General features: G+C 72.2%; 12 protein-coding genes. 3 read left to right on the top strand and 9 right to left on the bottom strand.

From position 1 onward, the window contains the following. Nucleotides 1-41: 41 nt before the first annotated feature. On the top strand, nucleotides 42-1,598 hold the full coding sequence (locus ACGH7X_RS27480) for an MFS transporter (protein ID WP_399889384.1): 1,557 nt from the start codon (nucleotides 42-44) through the stop codon (nucleotides 1,596-1,598). 57 nt (nucleotides 1,599-1,655) lie between these two features. On the opposite strand, the gene serA is transcribed toward ACGH7X_RS27480, so the two are convergent. From serA to ACGH7X_RS27450, 6 genes are all read right to left on the bottom strand, one after another. Continuing rightward, nucleotides 1,656-3,245, bottom strand: a complete 1,590-nt coding sequence (serA, locus tag ACGH7X_RS27475; protein WP_399889381.1) for a phosphoglycerate dehydrogenase — start codon at nucleotides 3,243-3,245, stop codon at nucleotides 1,656-1,658. Between the two features lie 266 nt (nucleotides 3,246-3,511). Next, on the bottom strand, nucleotides 3,512-4,510 hold the full coding sequence (gene ilvC, locus ACGH7X_RS27470) for a ketol-acid reductoisomerase (RefSeq protein ID WP_399889378.1): 999 nt from the start codon (nucleotides 4,508-4,510) through the stop codon (nucleotides 3,512-3,514). A gap of 118 nt (nucleotides 4,511-4,628) precedes the next feature. After that, complete coding sequence (gene ilvN / locus ACGH7X_RS27465) at nucleotides 4,629-5,153, bottom strand: acetolactate synthase small subunit (protein ID WP_217162329.1); 525 nt, start codon at nucleotides 5,151-5,153, stop codon at nucleotides 4,629-4,631. A gap of 21 nt (nucleotides 5,154-5,174) precedes the next feature. Beyond that, on the bottom strand, nucleotides 5,175-7,040 hold the full coding sequence (locus ACGH7X_RS27460; protein WP_399889375.1) for an acetolactate synthase large subunit: 1,866 nt from the start codon (nucleotides 7,038-7,040) through the stop codon (nucleotides 5,175-5,177). Nucleotides 7,041-7,277: 237 nt separating this feature from the next. Further along, nucleotides 7,278-10,430, bottom strand: coding sequence for a putative bifunctional diguanylate cyclase/phosphodiesterase (locus ACGH7X_RS27455; RefSeq protein WP_399897383.1), 3,153 nt, complete (start codon nucleotides 10,428-10,430; stop codon nucleotides 7,278-7,280). A gap of 299 nt (nucleotides 10,431-10,729) precedes the next feature. After that, nucleotides 10,730-11,671 carry a 2-hydroxyacid dehydrogenase gene (locus ACGH7X_RS27450; protein ID WP_399889373.1) on the bottom strand — a complete coding sequence of 314 codons (942 nt, stop codon included), beginning with the start codon at nucleotides 11,669-11,671 and terminating at the stop codon, nucleotides 10,730-10,732. 75 nt (nucleotides 11,672-11,746) lie between these two features. Here ACGH7X_RS27450 and ACGH7X_RS27445 point away from each other — a divergent pair, with 75 nt between their 5' ends. Next, nucleotides 11,747-12,745 carry an aldo/keto reductase gene (locus ACGH7X_RS27445; protein ID WP_399889370.1) on the top strand — a complete coding sequence of 333 codons (999 nt, stop codon included), beginning with the start codon at nucleotides 11,747-11,749 and terminating at the stop codon, nucleotides 12,743-12,745. A 384-nt stretch (nucleotides 12,746-13,129) separates the two neighbouring features. Continuing rightward, complete coding sequence (locus tag ACGH7X_RS27440; protein WP_399889367.1) at nucleotides 13,130-14,305, top strand: PQQ-dependent sugar dehydrogenase; 1,176 nt, start codon at nucleotides 13,130-13,132, stop codon at nucleotides 14,303-14,305. Between the two features lie 8 nt (nucleotides 14,306-14,313). Here ACGH7X_RS27440 and ACGH7X_RS27435 read toward each other — a convergent pair whose 3' ends face one another. From ACGH7X_RS27435 to ACGH7X_RS27425, 3 genes are all read right to left on the bottom strand, one after another. Continuing rightward, the gene (locus ACGH7X_RS27435) at nucleotides 14,314-14,511 is read right to left on the bottom strand and encodes a DUF6191 domain-containing protein (protein ID WP_399889364.1); all 198 of its coding nucleotides are present in this window, start codon (nucleotides 14,509-14,511) and stop codon (nucleotides 14,314-14,316) included. A 38-nt stretch (nucleotides 14,512-14,549) separates the two neighbouring features. Then, the gene (locus ACGH7X_RS27430) at nucleotides 14,550-17,675 is read right to left on the bottom strand and encodes an AAA family ATPase (protein ID WP_399889361.1); all 3,126 of its coding nucleotides are present in this window, start codon (nucleotides 17,673-17,675) and stop codon (nucleotides 14,550-14,552) included. Nucleotides 17,676-17,779: 104 nt separating this feature from the next. Then, the gene (locus ACGH7X_RS27425; protein WP_399889359.1) at nucleotides 17,780-17,965 is read right to left on the bottom strand and encodes a hypothetical protein; all 186 of its coding nucleotides are present in this window, start codon (nucleotides 17,963-17,965) and stop codon (nucleotides 17,780-17,782) included. Nucleotides 17,966-18,132: the final 167 nt, after the last annotated feature.

The following is an 18,132-nucleotide window of genomic DNA, read 5'->3' as shown; positions in this document are numbered from 1 at the left end:
CGTTCTAGACAAGCATATAAGACGTGCGTACAGTCACCGGCATGACAACGAACCCGCCCCGGGCCGGCCGCCGCGAGTGGACCGCGCTCGTGGTGCTGATGCTCCCGCTGCTGCTGGTCTCGATGGACGTCTCCGTCCTCTACTTCGCGATCCCCGAGATCAGCGCGGACCTGGAGCCGAGCGGCACCCAGCAGCTGTGGATCTTCGACATCTACGGCTTCGTACTGGCCGGCCTGCTGATGACGATGGGGTCCATCGGCGACCGCGTCGGCCGCCGCAGACTGCTCCTCCTCGGCGCCGTGGCCTTCGGCGCCGCCTCCCTGCTCGCGGCCTACGCGCACACCGCCGAGACCCTGATCGCGGCCCGCGCGGTCCTCGGCATCGGCGGCGCCACCCTGATGCCGTCGACGATGGCGCTGGTCCGCACGATGTTCACCGACCCCTCCCAGCGGGCGAAGGCGATCGGACTGTGGTCCGGGGTGATGACGGCCGGGATGGCGCTCGGCTCGGTGATGAGCGGCGTCCTCGTCGAGCACTTCTGGTGGGGCTCGGTCTTCCTGGTCAACCTGCCGGCGATGGCCCTGCTGCTGGTCCTCGGCCCGGTGCTGCTCCCCGAGTCGAAGAACGCCTCCCCCGGCCGCTTCGACCTGCTGAGCGTCCCGCTGTCGATGGCGGCGGTCCTGCCCGTGGTCTACGGCCTGAAGGAACTGCCCTCCGAGGGCTGGAACGTCCGCTACGTCGTCTCGATCACCGTCGGCCTGCTGTTCGCGGCGCTCTTCGTGCAGCGCCAGCGCACGTCGGCCTCACCGATGATCTCGCCCGCGCTCTTCCGTGGCCACGGCTTCACCCCGGCGCTCGTCCTCAACACCGTGTCGGCCTTCGGGATGATGGGCTCGGCGTACTTCACCACCCAGTACCTGCAGTCGGTCCTGGGCAAGAGCGCGCTGGAGGCCGCGCTGTGGAGCCTGCTGCCCTCGGTGCTCATCGGCGCCGCCGCCCCGGTCGCCGCCCAGTTGGTCCAGCGCGGCGTCGAGCGCGCGTACGTCGTGACGGCCGGCTTCGCCGTCGCGGCGGGCGGCTACGGGCTGCTGGCCCTGGCCGGCACGGACTCGCTGTGGCTGGTGCTGGCCGCGTGCGGCGTCCTCGCCGCCGGCATCGTCGTCGTGATGTCCCAGCTCACCGACCTGGCCCTGGGTTCGGCCCCGGTCGAGAAGGCGGGCTCGGCCTCCGCACTGCTGGAGACCGGCACCGAGTTCGGCGGCGCCCTGGGCATGGCCGCCCTCGGTTCCATCGGTACGGCCCTGTACCGCCACGGCATCCCCTCGGACGCGCCCGCTCCGGCCCAGGAGACCCTGGGCGGCGCACTGGCCGTCTCCGCCGAACTGCCGGGGCGCGCGGGAGACGCCCTGGCGACGGCGGCACGCGAGGCGTTCACCGACGGGATGCAGGGCGCCGCGATCGGGGCGGCGCTGCTGCTCCTCGGGGCGGCGGTGCTGGCGGCGGCGGGGCTGCGGCACATCAGGGTGCGGCCGGAAGCGGCCCCGCAGGACACGGCAAACGCCGAACAGGCTGACCAGCTCAGCCCGTCCGGCGTTTGAGGACGAGGCCCGTTCGGGGCCGAGGCGGGGGGTCCGGGGGCAGCGCCCCCGGGTCCCTCAGACCAGGTTGACGGACCGGGCGGACGTCGCCCCGATCTCCGCCGAGACCTCCGCCAGAACCCCGGCGGGCACCGTGTCGTCGACGGTCAGGACGGCCAGCGCCTCGCCGCCCACCGTCGCACGGGCGACCTGCATGCCGGCGATGTTGACGCCGGCCTCGCCGATGACGCGGCCGACGGTGCCGACCACGCCGGGACGGTCCTCGTAGCGCAGGACGACCATGTGGTCGGCGAGGGCGAGGTCGACGTCGTACTCACCGACGGCGACGATCTTCTGGAGGTGCTTCGGGCCGGCCAGCGTGCCGGAGACCGACACCTCCTCGCCGTCCGCGAGGGTGCCGCGCACCGTGACGACGTTGCGGTGCTCCGGGGACTCCGAGCTGGTGGTCAGCCGGACCTCGACGCCGCGCTCCTGGGCGAACAGCGGGGCGTTGACGTAGGACACGGTCTCGTCGACGACGTCCTCGAAGACACCCTTGAGGGCGGAGAGTTCCAGCACCTTCACGTCGTGCTGGGTGATCTCGCCGTACACCTCGACGTCGAGGCGGACGGCGACCTCGCCGGCCAGCGCGGTAAAGATGCGGCCGAGGCGCTCGGCGAGCGGCAGACCCGGCTTGACGTCCTCGGCGATGACACCGCCCTGGACGTTGACCGCGTCGGGGACCAGCTCACCGGCGAGGGCGAGTCGCACCGACTTGGCGACGGCGATGCCGGCCTTCTCCTGGGCCTCGTCGGTGGAGGCGCCGAGGTGCGGGGTGGCGACGACCTGGTCGAACTCGAACAGCGGCGAGTCCGTGCAGGGCTCCTTGGCGTACACGTCCAGGCCGGCGCCGGCGACGCGGCCCTCCTTGAGCGCCGAGTACAGCGCCTCCTCGTCGACGATGCCGCCGCGCGCGGCGTTGACGATGCGGACGCTCGGCTTGACCTTGCGCAGCGCCTCGTCGCCGATCAGACCGAGGGTCTCGGGGGTCTTGGGCAGGTGCACGGTGATGAAGTCGGAGACCTCGAGCAGCTCGTCGAGCGAGAGCACCTTGACGCCCATCTGCGCGGCCCGCGCGGGCTGCACGTAGGGGTCGTAGGCGACGACCTTCATGCCGAAGGCGGACATGCGCTGCGCGACGAGGGCGCCGATGCGGCCGAGGCCCACCACGCCGAGGGTCTTCTCGGCCAGCTCGACGCCGGTGTACTTGCTGCGCTTCCACTCGCCGTTCTTCAGCGCGGCGTTGGCCTGCGGGATGTTGCGGGCGGTGGCGACGATGAGGCCGCAGGCCAGCTCGGCGGCGGTCACGATGTTGGACGTCGGGGCGTTTACCACCATCACGCCGGCCTTGGTGGCGGCGGAGACGTCCACGTTGTCCAGGCCCACACCGGCGCGCGCGACGACCTTGAGCTTCTTGGCGGCGGCGACGGCCTCGGCGTCGACCTTGGTGGCGGAGCGGACCAGGATCGCGTCCACGTCGGCGATGGCGGGGAGCAGTTCGGCCCGGTCCGCGCCGTTGCACTGGCGGATCTCGAAGTCGGGGCCGAGCGCGTCCACGGTCGCGGGCGACAGCTCTTCGGCGATGAGTACGACAGGTTTCGAGCTCACGTGAGTCCTCACAAGTCCAATGCGGACGGCCGTCCCGACGGCCGCAGGCGGTGGAGGGTTGGTGGCCGCGTGGAAGACGCACGACGCTGTGGGCCTGACGCGTATGTTGTGCAGCAGTGTAGTGGCGTGGCGGACGCCGTCCTGCGCCTCCGCGGAAGGATCACCCGTCCGTGGGTGGACGGGCTGGACAACGCCGTGCGTCCGACGTTACCCGGGGTTCGCCGAAGGGGCCGGGGCGATGTCCGCCCCGGCCCCCGCGATGAGGCTTACGCCTCCTCGTCGACCCAGCTCATGAGCTTGCGCAGCTCCTTGCCGGTGGTCTCGAGCAGGTGCTCGGAGTCCTGCTTCTTGTACTCGTTGTACTTCTTCAGACCGCCGTGGTACTCGTCCATCCAGTTCTTGGCGAAGGTGCCGTCCTGGATCTCGGCGAGGATCTGCTTCATCTCGGCCTTGGTGGCGTCGGTGATGATCCGCGGGCCGCTGACGTAGTCGCCCCACTCGGCGGTCTCGGAGATCGACCAGCGCATCTTCTCCAGGCCGCCCTCGTACATGAGGTCCACGATCAGCTTCAGCTCGTGCAGGCACTCGAAGTAGGCGATCTCCGGCTGGTAACCGGCCTCGGTCAGCGTCTCGAAGCCCGCCTTGACCAGAGCCGCGGTGCCACCGCAGAGGACGGCCTGCTCGCCGAAGAGGTCGGTCTCGGTCTCCTCGGTGAAGGTCGTCTTGATGACGCCGGCGCGGGTGCCGCCGATGCCCTTCGCGTACGACAGGGCCAGCTCGAAGCCGTTGCCCGTGGCGTCCTGCTCGACGGCGGCGATGCAGGGAACGCCGCGGCCCTCCTCGTACTGGCGGCGCACCAGGTGGCCCGGGCCCTTGGGGGCGACCATGCAGACGTCGACGCCGGCCGGGGGCTTGATGAAGCCGTAGCGGATGTTCAGGCCGTGGCCGAAGAACAGGGCGTCGCCGTCGTTCAGGTTGTCCTTGATGTGCTCCTCGTAGACCTGGGCCTGGATCGGGTCCGGGACGAGGATCATGATGACGTCGGCCTCGGCAGCGGCCTCCGCCGGGCTCACCACGCGCAGGCCCTGCTCCTCGGCCTTGGCCTTGGACTTGGAGCCCTCGTGCAGACCGACGCGCACGTCGACGCCCGAGTCGCGCAGCGACAGGGCGTGGGCGTGGCCCTGGCTGCCGTAACCGATGACCGCGACCTTGCGGCCCTGGATGATGGACAGGTCGGCGTCGGCGTCGTAGAACAGCTCGGCCACTGGGTTCTCTCCTTGTGTGCAGGTGTTGCGTCCCACCGTATGCCGGTGGGGGGAAGGGAAGTTTCGGGGTCTCGCAATGCGGGCGACCCGCCTTCCGGCCGGCCGCCCGTCTGCGTCGTTATGCGGACCGGTCGAGTGCGCGCAGCGAGCGGTCCGTGATCGAACGGGCGCCGCGGCCGATGGCGATCGTGCCGGACTGGACGAGTTCCTTGATGCCGTACGGTTCCAGCATCCTGAGCATGGCGGACAGCTTGTCGCTGCTGCCGGTGGCCTCGATGGTGACGGCCTCCGGGGAGACGTCGACGGTCTTGGCGCGGAACAACTGGACGATCTCGACGATCTGGGAGCGCGTCTCGTTGTCGGAGCGCACCTTCACCAGAACGAGTTCGCGCTGGACGGCCTGGTTGGGCTCCAGCTCGACGATCTTGAGCACGTTGACGAGCTTGTTGAGCTGCTTGGTCACCTGCTCGAGCGGGAAGTCCTCGACGCTCACGACGATGGTGATGCGGGAGATGTCGGGGTGCTCGGTGACACCGACGGCGAGCGAGTCGATGTTGAAGCCGCGGCGGGAGAAGAGGGCGGTGATCCGGGCGAGGACGCCGGGGGTGTTCTCCACCAGGACGGAGAGCGTGTGCTTGGACATGGTCTCTTGAGTCTCTCTCGCTCAGTCGTCTTCGTTGTCGCCGAAGTCGGGGCGGACGTCCCGGGCGGCCATGATCTCGTCGTTGGAGGTGCCGGCGGCGACCATCGGCCAGACCATCGCGTCCTCGTGGACGATGAAGTCGACGACGACGGGGCGGTCGTTGACGGAGTTCGCCTCCTCGATCACCTTGTCGAGGTCGGCGGGGTCCTCGCAGCGGATCGCGTAGCAGCCCATGGCCTCCGACAGCTTCACGAAGTCGGGGACCCGGGTGCCGGCGCCCATCTGCGTGTTGTCCGCGTCCGGTCCCGAGTGCAGCACCGTGTTGGAGTAGCGCTGGTTGTAGAACAGCGTCTGCCACTGGCGGACCATGCCGAGGGCGCCGTTGTTGATGATGGCGACCTTGATCGGGATGTTGTTCAGGGCGCAGGTGGTCAGTTCCTGGTTGGTCATCTGGAAGCAGCCATCGCCGTCGATCGCCCAGACGGCCCGGTCGGGCATGCCGGCCTTGGCGCCCATGGCGGCCGGGACGGCGTAGCCCATGGTTCCGGCGCCGCCGGAGTTCAGCCAGGTGGCGGGCTTCTCGTACTGGACGAAGTGCGCGGCCCACATCTGGTGCTGGCCGACGCCGGCCGCGAAGATCGTGCCCTCGGGTGCCAGCTGTCCGACGCGCTCGATGACCTGCTGCGGGGAGAGCGAGCCGTCGCCGGGCTGGTCGTAGCCGAGGGGGTAGGTCTCGCGCCAGCGGCTGAGGTCCTTCCACCAGGCCGCGTACATCGACGCGGCGGCCTCGCCCTTGTTGCCCTCGTCGTGCTCCTTCTGGACGGCCTGCACGAGGTCGGCGATGACCTCGCGGGCGTCGCCGACGATCGGGACGTCGGCGGCACGGTTCTTGCCGATCTCGGCCGGGTCGATGTCGGCGTGGACGATCTTGGCGTACGGGGCGAAGCTGTCCAGCTTGCCGGTGACGCGGTCGTCGAAGCGGGCTCCGAGGGCGACGATCAGGTCGGCCTTCTGCAGCGCGGTGACGGCGGTGACCGCACCGTGCATGCCCGGCATTCCCACGTGCAGCGGGTGGCTGTCGGGAAATGCGCCGAGCGCCATCAGGGTGGTGGTGACGGGCGCTCCGGTGAGTTCGGCGAGGACCTTCAGCTCGGCGGTGGCACCGGCCTTGAGGACGCCGCCGCCGACGTAGAGCACGGGGCGCTTCGCGGCGGAGATCAGCTTGGCCGCCTCGCGGATCTGCTTGGCGTGCGGCTTGGTGACCGGGCGGTAGCCGGGCAGGTCCATGACCGGCGGCCAGGAGAAGGTGGTCTTCTTCTGGAGGATGTCCTTGGGGATGTCGACCAGGACGGGGCCGGGTCGGCCGGTGGAGGCGATGTGGAACGCCTGCGCGATCACCCGGGGGATGTCCTCGGCCTTGGTGACCAGGAAGCTGTGCTTGGTGATCGGCATGGTGATGCCGACGATGTCCGCCTCCTGGAAGGCGTCCGTGCCGATCGCGGCGGACACCACCTGCCCGGTGATCGCGACCAGCGGCACGGAGTCCAGGTTGGCGTCGGCGATCGGGGTGACCAGGTTGGTGGCGCCGGGGCCCGAGGTCGCCATGCAGACGCCGACCTTGCCGGTGGCCTGCGCGTAGCCGGTGGCCGCGTGGCCGGCGCCCTGCTCGTGGCGGACCAGGACGTGGCGCACCCTGGTGGAGTCCATCAGCGGGTCGTAGGCCGGAAGGATCGTGCCACCGGGAATGCCGAATACGGTGTCGGCGCCGACCTCCTCGAGAGAGCGAATGAGGGACTGCGCACCCGTGACGTGCTCGGGGGCGGACTGTCCTCCGGATCGGGGCCGGGGCTGCGGGTGGGCCCCGGTGGCCTGCTCGGTCATCGGCATTCTCTTCTCGATGCTGAGGGTTTTTGCGAGGTTTGTGCGATCTGCGGCTGCTGCTCGGCAGGTGCCTGTGCAACAAAAAACCCCTCGTGCCATAAGGCAAGCGAGGGGAGCGCGCCGGGTGTGGGTCGCGGGGAGTCCGAGTCGGTCCGGACGTCACCAGCTTCAGCCGACGCGCTTTCCAAGTACGAGAATTCGGGTGCGCATGGCACTGACCCTCCCCCCGGCGCGCATCCACTGTCAAGTGGGTGGGACGGGAGTCTCATCATGTGAGCGAAGGGCCGTGCCACCACTCAGGACGGCTGGCAGCCCGGAGGCGACCTGGGCGACGGCCTGGCCGGTGGGAGCGTTGCCGACCCCCGTGGCGTACACCCCGGCGCCGCCGCCCGCGAAGGCCGGTTCGGCCGGTCCGTGCGGCACCGGATAGTGGCCGATTCCGAGCGCTCTGCGCAGCCGGTACTCGTCCAGCGCGCCGGAGAACGCCATGCCCTGTCCGTGCGTACAGCCCATCGCGCGCAGGGCGACGATCTGCTCGGGCAGGTCCACGCCGTCGGCGACGGACTTGAGCCCGAGGTCGGTGGCGATGCGCAGCAGCCCGCTGGTGATCTTGTGCAGTCGCGCCGACTCCACGACGCCCTCGATCAGGCCCCGGTCGAGCTTGAGGACGTCCACGGGCAGCCGCCGCAGGGCGGTGATCGCCGCGTAGCCGTTGCCGAACCCGTCCAGCGCGATCCGGACGCCCACCCTTCGCAGGGCGTTCAGGCGGCGGTCCAGCTCGTCGAGGCCGACCCGTGGGTCGATGTCCGACAGCTCGATCACAAGAGAGCCGGGTGGTAGTCCGTGCCGGGTCAGCAGGGCCTCCACGGAGCCCAGCGGCATGGAGCGGTCCAGCAGGCGGCGGGCGCCGATGCGTATGGCCACGGTCACGGACAGCCCGGTCGCCGCACGCTCGGCGGCCTGTTCGACTGCCTCCCGGAGCACCCAGCGGTCCAGTTCGGCCGTCTTGTCGCCGTCCTCGGTCACCCGCAGGAACTCGGCCGGGGTGAACAGCACGCCCTGCGAGGAGCGCCACCGCGCCTGGGCGCAGACCGACGTGATCCGGCCGTCCGCGAGGGAGACCACCGGCTGGTGCAGCAGCGCGAACTCGCCGTCGTGCAGCGCGGCCCGCAGGCGGGTGGCCAGCTCGGCCTTGCGTACGACGTCCTGCTGCATCTGCGGCCGGTACAGCTCGACGCGTCCCTTGCCCCCGGCCTTCGCCCGGTACATCGCCAGGTCGGCGTTGCGCAGCAACTCGCCCGCTCCCAGGCCGGGTTCGGCGAAGGCGACGCCGATGGAGGCGTTGACCCGGACGTCATTGCCGTCGATGAGGTAGGGCTGCGAGAGCGTCAGCCTGAGACGGTCGGCCAGTTCCCGGATGTGGCCCTCGCGGGCGGCCCGGTCCCGGGCGCCGTCCCCGACGATGAGGGCCGCGAACTCGTCGCCGCCCAGTCTGGAGGCGGTGTCCCCCTTGCGCACGGCCTCGTGGAGTCTGCGGGCGGCCTGGACGAGCAGCTCGTCCCCGGCCTGGTGCCCGATGGTGTCGTTGACGCCCTTGAAGCCGTCGAGGTCGATGAAGAGGACGGCCGTACCGCGCAGGGCGGCGCCGCGGTCCAAGGCGCGGCGGCCGGACAGGGCCTGCTGGACGCGCCGGGTGAACAGGGCGCGGTTGGGCAGGTCGGTGAGCGGGTCGTGTTCGGCGTTGTGCTGGAGCTGCGCCTGGAGGCGCACTCTCTCGGTCACGTCCCGGCTGTTGAAGATGAGGCCGCCGTGGTGGCGGTTGACGGTCGACTCGACGTTGAGCCAGCCGCCCTCCCCGGAGCGGAAGCGGCACTCGATGCGCGTGGTGGGTTCCTCGACGGGGCTGGCGGCGAGGAACCGGCGTACCTCGTGCACCACGCAGCCGAGGTCCTCGGGGTGGATGAGCCCGGCCAGTTCGCTGCCCACCAGGTCCTCCGCGGGGCGTCCGTAGACCCCGGCGGCGGCCGGGGAGACGTAGCGGAGGACGCCGTTGGGCGCGGCGATCATGATGACGTCGCTCGAGCCCTGCACCAGGGAGCGGAAGTGGTTCTCCTTCTGGGCCAGTTCCTGGGTGAGGACGATGTTGTCGAGCAGCATGATGCCCTGCCGCACGACGAGCGCGAGGACCACGGTGCCGCCGGTCAGCAGCACGACGCGGTCGACGCTGCGGCCGTTGAGGACGTTGTAGAGGATGCCCAGGGTGCAGACCGCGGCCGCGAGGTACGGGGTGAGCGCGGCCAGGGACCCGGCGATGGGCCGGGCGGCCGGATAGCGGCCCCGCTCGCCGCCCGGTCCGGGGCCTGGCCCGGGCAAGGAGGTGGAGGTGGCGGAGCTCGTGGAGGAGGAGGGAGGCATGGGCTGGTGACCGGTGCCTCGCTGTCCGGGCATGTGCTCGCGCACCACGCGCGTGTGCCCGTCGGCGCCTTCCCCCTCGGACACGGGCCAACGGTGCCGGGACGCGGCCCATGGGGCGTACGCGAGCAGCAGGGAGCCGGCGAACCAGCCCGCGTCGAGCAGCTGTCCGGAGCGGTAGCTGTTGTGCAGCAGCGGCGAGGTGAACAGGGCGTCGCACATCACCGTCAGGGCGAGCGCGCCGATGGCGGTGTTGACGGCGGATCTGCAGACCGGTGACCGCCTGAAGTGCAGCGCGAGCACCATGCTGACGAGCGCGATGTCGAGCAGCGGGTACGCCACCGAGAGCGCGGAGTGCGCCACGCTGGACCCGCCCTCGGCCTTCGCCGCCTGGGCGAGCGCGAGGCTCCAGGCCAGGGTCAGCAGCGAACCGCCGATCAGCCAGGCGTCCAGGCCCAGGCAGATCCAGCCGGCCTTCGTCACCGGCCGCTTGGCCAGCACGAGGAGCCCCACGATGGCGGGCGGCGCGAAGCACAGGAAGAACAGGTCGGCGTAGCTGGGGCTGGGCACGGGCACCCGGAGCACGACCTCGTACCACCCCCAGACCAGATTGCCCAGGGACGCCATCGCCGAGGAGAGGGCGAAGAGCAGCCAGGCGGGTCGAAAGCGGACGCGGCGCCCGCGGGCGTAGAGGAAGCAGGAGACGGCGGCGGCGCCCGCGGCGGCGCTCAGCCCGAAGTCGCCCATGATCTTGGCGACGTAGTGCGAACCCCAGCCGAGCGCGGCACCGACGGCGTAGGCCGCGCAGACCAGGGCCAGCACGAGCTGGCGGACGAGGGGCGATCCGCCGGCGGCGGCTGCCGAGGGCCGGGACAGCAGCGGTCCGGGCGAGGGCTGGGTGCGCAGCACTCCGTCCAGCGTGGGCACGGGGGGCGGACTCACCGCGGCCTCCCGGTCCGCACCGCTCCCGCGCCCCGCGGACATCGGCGGGCCGGCCGGCCCCGCCCGCGCGCGGTCGTGGTCGCGCTCGTGGTCGTGCGCCAGGGTCGCCGGCGGCGGCTCCGCCGCGTCGGATCGTTGGTCCATAGGCCGTGCATCGCCCGTCGCCCCCCTCACAGTCTGAGATGTCCATCCCCGGCGCCGTACGGTGCGCGGCGCGTCCCCTGTCGGACGATACACCAGTCTCGTCACTCAGGGACATAGGTTCTCTACGCTCCGTGACGACCAGCGGATATGCGGGTACCCACCGCATCCGGGGAGTCGCGGAGGGTGCCCGAAACGGATTACGCGCCCGTCGTCAGGATCACGTTGCGCAGCGGCTCCTGGTTCACGAAACGGTTCAACTGGGCCACCAGCAGCCGCTTGGCGCGCGGCAGGAAGGCGGAGGTCGGCCCGCCCGCGTGCGGGCTGACGACTATGCCGGGAGCATGCCACAGGGGGTGGCCCGGCGGCAGCGGTTCGGGGTCGGTCACGTCGAGGGCCGCGGTGAGGCGTCCGCTTTCCAGTTCGGCGAGCAACGCTTTCGTGTCCACCACCGGTCCGCGCGCGACGTTGACGAGCAGGGCACCGTCCTTCATCCGGGCCAGGAACTCCGCGTCGGCCAGGCCGCGGGTGGCCTCGGTGAGCGGTGTGGAGAGGATGACGACGTCGGCCCGCGGGAGCAGGGCGGGCAGTTCGGTGAGCGGGTGCACGGGGCCGCGCTCCGTGGTGCGGGCGGAGCGCGCGACGCGCACCACCGGCGCGACCTCGAACGGCACGAGCCGGTCCTCGATCGCGGCGCCGATCGACCCGTACCCGACGATGAGGACGGTCCGGTCGGCGAGCGCGGGCCGGAACCCGCCGACCCACTCGCCGCGGTCCTGCGCCCGCACGAAGTCGGGGATGCCGCGCAGCGACGCCAGGATCAGGGCCAGGGTCAGCTCCGCGGTGCTGGCCTCGTGCACGCCGCGCGCGTTGCACAGGCGTACACCCGCGGGCAGGTGCCTGAGGCCGGGCTCCACGTGGTCGATGCCCGCGGAGAGGGTCTGGACGACCTGGACGGAGCGCATTTCCGGCAGCGGGCGTACGCCGATCCCGCTGGGCTTCATGTAGGGGACGACGTAGTACGCGCAGTCGGCCGGGTCGGCGGGGAAGGTCTCCTCTCCGTTCCAGAAGCGGTAAGCGGGGCCCTCGGGGAGGCCCTCGATCTCGTCCGGCGGGATGGGCAGCCACACGTCAGCAGTCATGGTCAGGAGGCTATGTCAGGGGGCGAGAAGGCAGAGGTTAGGTTGGGTGGCCTGACGAGGGAGGGTCACGACCAGGTGGAGCGCAGGACGATCGGCGCGACGGCACTCGCGGTGGGGGCCGTCGGACTGGGGTGCATGCCGATGAACTGGGCGTACAGCGCCTCGCGGCAGCGGGGCGACGAGTCGGTCAGGGCGGTGCACCGGGCCCTCGACCTGGGTGCTTCCCTGCTGGACACGGCGGACATGTACGGCCCGTTCACCAACGAGCTTTTGCTGGGGCGGGTGTTGAGGGAGCGGCGGTCCGACGCCTTCGTGTCGACCAAGGTCGGTCTGCTGGTGGGCGAGCAGCACATCGTGGCCAACGGCCGCCCCGGCTATGTGAAGCGCGCCTGCGACGCCTCGCTGCGCCGGCTCCAGACGGACGTCATCGACCTCTACCAACTGCACCGCGCCGACCCGGAGATACCCGTCGAGGAGACCTGGGGCGCGATGGCCGAGCTGGTGCGGGCCGGGAAGGTGCGGGCGCTCGGACTCTGCGCGGTCGGCGCGCGGTCGGCCCGGCGGCCCGGGGCGCGGCTGCACGACGCGACGATCCGGCAGCTGGAGCGGGTGCAGCAGGTCTTCCCGGTGAGCGCGGTCGAGGCCGAGTTGTCGGTGTGGTCGCCGGAGGCGCTGCGGACGCTGCTGCCCTGGTGCGTCTCGCGCGGCGTCGGCTTCCTCGCCGCGATGCCGCTGGGCAACGGCTACCTGACCGGCACGCTGACGCCGGGCCAGGGTTTCGAACCGGAGGACCTGCGCGCCCGGCATCCCCGCTTCACCGCCGAGATGATGGCCGCCAACCAGCCGATCGTGGCCGCGCTGCGCCGGATCGCGGCCCGGCACGGCGACGGGGTCACCGCGGCGCAGGTGGCGCTGGCCTGGGTGCTGGCGCAGGGACGGCACGTGGTGCCGGTGCCGGGCGCCAAGCAGGAGCGCTGGGTGACGGAGAACGCGGGAGCGGCCCGGCTGCGGCTGACCGAGCGGGACCTGACGGAGGTGCGGGGGCTGCCGCCGGCGCAGGGTTCGTGGGAGTGACGGACGCGACCGTCCGCCGCGGGAGCCGCCGCCCGGTCCACCGCCGGGTCCGCTGCCGGGTTCCACTGCCGGTCAGCCACCCGGTCCGCTGCCGGATTCGCTACCGGTCCCCCGCAGGGTTCCGTTGCCGGTCAGCCACCCGGTCCACCCCGGAGTCCGCTGCCGGAACCCCTGCCGGATCCACCGCCGGGTCCGCTGCCGGTCAGCCACCCGGTCCACCGCGGAGTCCACTGCCGGTCCACCACCGGATCTACCGCTGGTCCACCGCCGGACCCCCTGGCGGATCCGCCGCGCGGTTCGCCGCCGGGTTCGGGATTGGGCGATCGGGAACTTGGAGAGGCCGTGCGGTGTATGACAAGGAGAACCCGCCGCGTCGAAGGGACCATGATCGTGCAACGTCGAGCCGTGCCGGCCGTACTGGCCGCCGCTCTCCTGCTGACGGCCGGCTGCTCCTCCGACTCCTCCGACGGCGCGGACCCGTCGGGCGCGGACGGCAGCACCTCCCCGACCAGTACGGCGGCGCCGTCCTCGCCCGCCGGATCTCCCGCCGAGCCGACACCGCCCGCGAAGGGCTCCGTGAAGGTGCTCCGGACGGTCGCCACGGGGTTGAAGAGCCCCTGGGGTCTGGCTCCGCTGCCGGGCGGTGACCTGCTGGTCTCCTCCCGCGACGAGGCCACGCTCACGCGGGTCGACGACAAGACCGGCGAGAAGACGGAGCTGGGCGAGGTGCCCGGGGTGTCCCCGTCCGGCGAGGGCGGCCTGCTCGGCATCGCGCTCTCCCCCGACTACGCCTCGGACCACATGATCTACGCGTACTTCACCTCCGCCTCGGACAACCGCATCGTGCGCATGCTGTACGACGAGAAGAAGCCGTCCGGAGAGCAGCTGGGCGCGCCGGACACGGTCTTCCGGGGCATTCCCAAGGGCGTCATCCACAACGGCGGGCGGATCGCGTTCGGCCCCGACAAGATGCTCTACGCGGGCACGGGCGAGAGCGGTGACACGGGCCTGTCGCAGGACAAGAAGTCCCTCGGCGGCAAGATCCTGCGGATGACGCCGGACGGCGAACCGGCGCCCGGCAACCCCTTCCCCGACTCCCCCGTCTACTCGTACGGCCACCGGAACGTGCAGGGGCTGGCCTGGGACGACAAGCAGCGGCTGTTCGCCTCGGAGTTCGGTCAGGACACCTGGGACGAGCTGAACGCGATCAAGCCGGGTGACAACTACGGCTGGCCCGAGGCGGAGGGCAAGGGCGGCGGCTCCGGCTTCCACGACCCGGTCGCCCAGTGGAGTACCGACGAGGCCTCCCCCAGCGGCGTCGCCTACGCCGAGGGTTCGGTGTGGATGGCGGGGCTGGGCGGTGAGCGGCTGTGGCGGATCCCGCTGAAGGGCACGGACGCCTCGGCCGATCCGCAGGCCTTCCTGGAGGGCGGGTACGGCCGGCTGCGCACGGTGGCGCCGGCGGGCGGCGACAAGCTGTGGCTGGTGACCAGCAACACGGACGGCCGGGGCGACGCGAAGGGCGACGACGACCGGATCCTGGAGCTGAAGGTGACGTAGGCGGCGGCCTACTCGTCCCGCGGGGGCGCGTCCTCCGCCTCGTCGGAGCGCGGCCGCTGGATGACGACCTTGCCCGAGCCGAGGTCTATCGGGCCGTGGCCGGGGTCGCCGTCGCCGACGTCCTCGCGGGTCAGTTCCAGGCGGTTCTGCTCGTCGCGGGTGTGTTTGCGGCCGGGGGAGAACAGTTCCTCGAATGCGTTGAACACGGTGCCTCCGTCGCTCGGCGTCCCTTACAGCGTAAGCCTCACTCCGTCGGACGGGAGGTGAGCCGTTCGGCGGGGAACAGCGCCAGCCGGTGGGCCACCGCGGCCGCCTCGCCGCGGCCGGAGACGCCGAGCTTGGCCAGGATGTTGGACACGTGGACGCTGGCCGTCTTGGGCGAGATGAAGAGCTCCTCGGCTATCTGGCGGTTGGTGCGGCCGTCGGAGACCAGCCGCAGGACGTCGCGCTCCCGGCCGGTGAGTCCCAGGGCGTCGGCCGGGTCGGTGGGCTCGGTGGCCGGCCCGGCGCTGTGGCCGAGCGTGAGGCGGGCGCGCCGGCCGAGCAGGCCGACGGCGTCGGACAGCGGGCGTGCGCCGAGGTGGTCGGCGACGGTACGGGCCAGGCGCAGCAGCTCGGTGGCGCGGGCGCGTTCGTCCTCGCCGCCCGTCGCGAGGAGGGCGCCGGCCAGGCGGCGGCGGACCCGGGCGAGTTCGTAGGGGCGCTCCAGGCATTCGAAGGCGGTGACCGCCTCCGACCAGGTCTGCGGGGTGTCCAGGTCGCGGGCGCGGTGGAGCTCGGCGCGGACCCACCTGTCGTGGGCGACCCAGATCGGGGCGCCCGTCGTCAGGGACTTCGCGGCCTTGGCGAGGCGTTCGAGGATCTCGGCGCGGCCCTCTTCGGCGGCAGGGAGGGCGCGCGCGTCGGCCTCCGCCTCGGCGGCGGACAGCAGCAGCGGCCAGCCGTAGCGCTGGGTGCCGGGCGGGAAGCCCGCGTCCAGGACCCGGCCGAGTTCGGCGCGCGCGTCCGGGAGGCGGCCCTCGGCGGCGGCGATGCCGACGGTGAGGGCCGCCAGCGGCAGGCGGTGCTGCGGCATGGGGTCGTGCGTGCCGTAGGCGGCGCGGGCCTCGGCGAGCAGCCGGGCGGCCTCGGACCGATCGCCGCGGGCGAGGGTGACGACGGCCCGTTTGAGTGCGGCGCCGCCGCGTGGTGCGGGGCTGCGGCCCGGCGCTCCGGCCATGTCCGCCGCCTCCAGGGCCTCGTCCCAGCGGCCCAGGGAGATGAGCGAATCGGCGAGGTTGCCCCAGACCCAGGCCTCGGACTCCAGCAGGCCCATCCGCCGGGTGAGGTCGACGCCCTCGCGCAGGATGGTGAGCGCCTCCTCGGAGCGGCCGACGCTCTCCAGGGTCGAGGGCAGGTTGACGTGGCTACGGGCCACCACGGCGGACCGGTCCTGTGCCACGACCAGGTCCCTGACCTGGAACATCTCCGCGAGTCCCGCGTCGATGTGCCCCGCGTCCACCATCAGGCCGCCGAGGGTGAGCCGTGCGTTGAGCTCGATGTCGTCGGCGCCCACCATGCGCGCGTACTCGACGGCGCGTTCCGCGGCGGTCACCGCGCCGGGGCCGGGGCAGTGGAGCATCGACCAGTTCGCGGACATGGCCAGCACCTCGGCGTGCACCTGGGAGGGTGGCAGGCCGCGGACCAGTTCCTGGGCGATGCCCAGCTCCCGCCAGCCGTCGCCGCGGCCCTGCGCCTGGACCAGCAGCGAGCGCTGCGTCCAGAACCAGGCCGCCCGTTGCGGGTCCCGGTCGCCCGCGCCGGCACCCGCGTCCTGGTCGTCCTCCAGCAGGCGCAGCGCCCGCTTGGTGATCTTCATGGCGCGCTCGCGTTCCCCGCACAGCCGTCCGGCGACGGCGGCCTCGGCCATCAGATCGAGGTAGCGCAGGGGCGTGGTGGCGGGGTCGCAGCCGCAGGGAGGGTAGACCTCGGTGTAGTCGACGGGGCGCAGGGTGGCGCGTACGTCGTCGGGGGTGGAGTCCCACAGTTCCATCGCGCGCTCCAGCAGCCGGAGCTGCTCGGAGTAGGCGTGCCTGCGGCGGGCCTCGACGGAGGCGTCCAGGACGGCGGGCAGGGCCTTGGCGGGGTCGTGGGCGTGGTACCAGTAGCTGGCCAGGCGCATCACTCGCTCGGCGGCGGGCACCAGGGCGGGATCGGCGTCCAGGGCTTCGGCGTAGCGGCGGTTGAGGCGGGAGCGCTCGCCGGGGAGCAGGTCGTCGCCGACGGCCTCGCGGACCAGGGAGTGGCGGAAGCGGTAGCCGTCGCCGTCGGGCGCGGGGAGCAGGATGTTGGCGTTGACGGCGGAGCGCAGCGCCTCGATGAGGTCGTCCTCGGCGAGCCGGGCGACGGCGGCGAGCAGCGGGTACTCGACGGTGGAGCCGCCCTCGGCGACGATCCGCGCGACCCGCTGGGCGCTCTCGGGCAGGGCCTCGACGCGGACCAGGAGCAGGTCGCGCAGGGAGTCGGTGAGGCCGGCGCAGCTGCCCTCGTGGGCGGCGACGGCGAGTTCCTCGACGAAGAAGGCGTTGCCGTCGGAGCGTTCGAAGATCTCGTCGACCTGGAGCGGGTCGGGCTCGTGGGCGAGGATCCCGGCGATCTGGCGGCACACCTCGTCCCGGGTGAAGCGGCCGAGTTCGAGGCGGCGGACGGTGCGCAGCCGGTCGAGTTCGGCGAGCAGGGGGCGCAGCGGGTGGCGGCGGTGGATGTCGTCGGAGCGGTACGTGGCGAGGACGACGAGGCGGCCGGTGCGCAGGGTGCGGAAGAGGTAGGCGATCAGATGGCGGGTGGAGGCGTCGGCCCAGTGCAGGTCCTCCAGGACCAGGACGACGGTGTGCCGGGCGGCGACGCGCTCCAGCAGGCGGGCGGTGAGCTCGAAGAGGCGGGCCATGCTCTCCTCGTCGTGCCGGCCGCCGCCGGTGGCCTGCACGCTCTCGCCCAGTTCGGGCAGCAGCCGGGCCAGCTCCTCCTCCTGCCCGGCGGCCGCGTCGGCCAACTCTGCGGGCAGCAGGCGGCGCAGTGCGCGCAGTGCGGTGGAGAACGGTGCGAAGGGCAGCCCGTCGGCGCCGATCTCGACGCAGCCGCCCAGCGCGACGACGGCTCCCCGGCGGGCCGCGGCGGCGGCGAACTCCTCGACGAGGCGGGTCTTGCCGACGCCCGCCTCGCCGCCGAGCAGCAGAGCCTGCGGCTCTCCCCCGGTGGCGGACGGCCCCGTGGCGGACGGCCCGGCGTCCGCGCCGTCGGCGCGGGCGAGTGCTTCGTTCAACGTACTCAGTTCGCCGGTGCGGCCGACGAACACGGGGCTGACGGACCTGGTCTCCACGGACCCGAGCATCGCACGCGGGTCCGACAACGGGGCACCGGTTTTCGGCGGGCGGCCGCCCGCCGGAACGACGACGGGGAGGGGGGCCGTGCGGCCTCCCTCCCCGGCTCCCCCGTTCACGCGACCCGGGCGGACCGGGGTCGGCGCTGTCGCGGCGTATGGCTCTCCGCCGCGGCACCGCCGTGCCGGGCCTCCCGGCGGGCGGCGCGGCGGGCCCGGACCACCTCGCGGGCCAGCCGGGCCTCGTCGGCGCGGCGGATCAGCTCGGCGGTGCGGTACTGCTGGATCTCGTACTCGTACATGGTGTGCACCTCGGTGAGAGTTCGGTTTCGGCTTCGCTCTTTGCGATGCCTCAACCTTCGTCTCCCAGGGGGGTGGGCCACATCGGGTAAGTTCCGCATCTTCGGCGCCGGTCGGGGCCTTAGACGTGCGTGAGGGGTCTTAGGGCGCGTGCCGGTGGCGCGCGGAT

It is taken from the genome of Streptomyces sp. BBFR51 (assembly GCF_044591655.1).
Taxonomy (GTDB): Bacteria; Actinomycetota; Actinomycetes; order Streptomycetales; family Streptomycetaceae; genus Streptomyces.
Note: the sequence above shows the minus strand (reverse complement) of the source record. Positions and strands in the feature narration are given on the sequence as shown.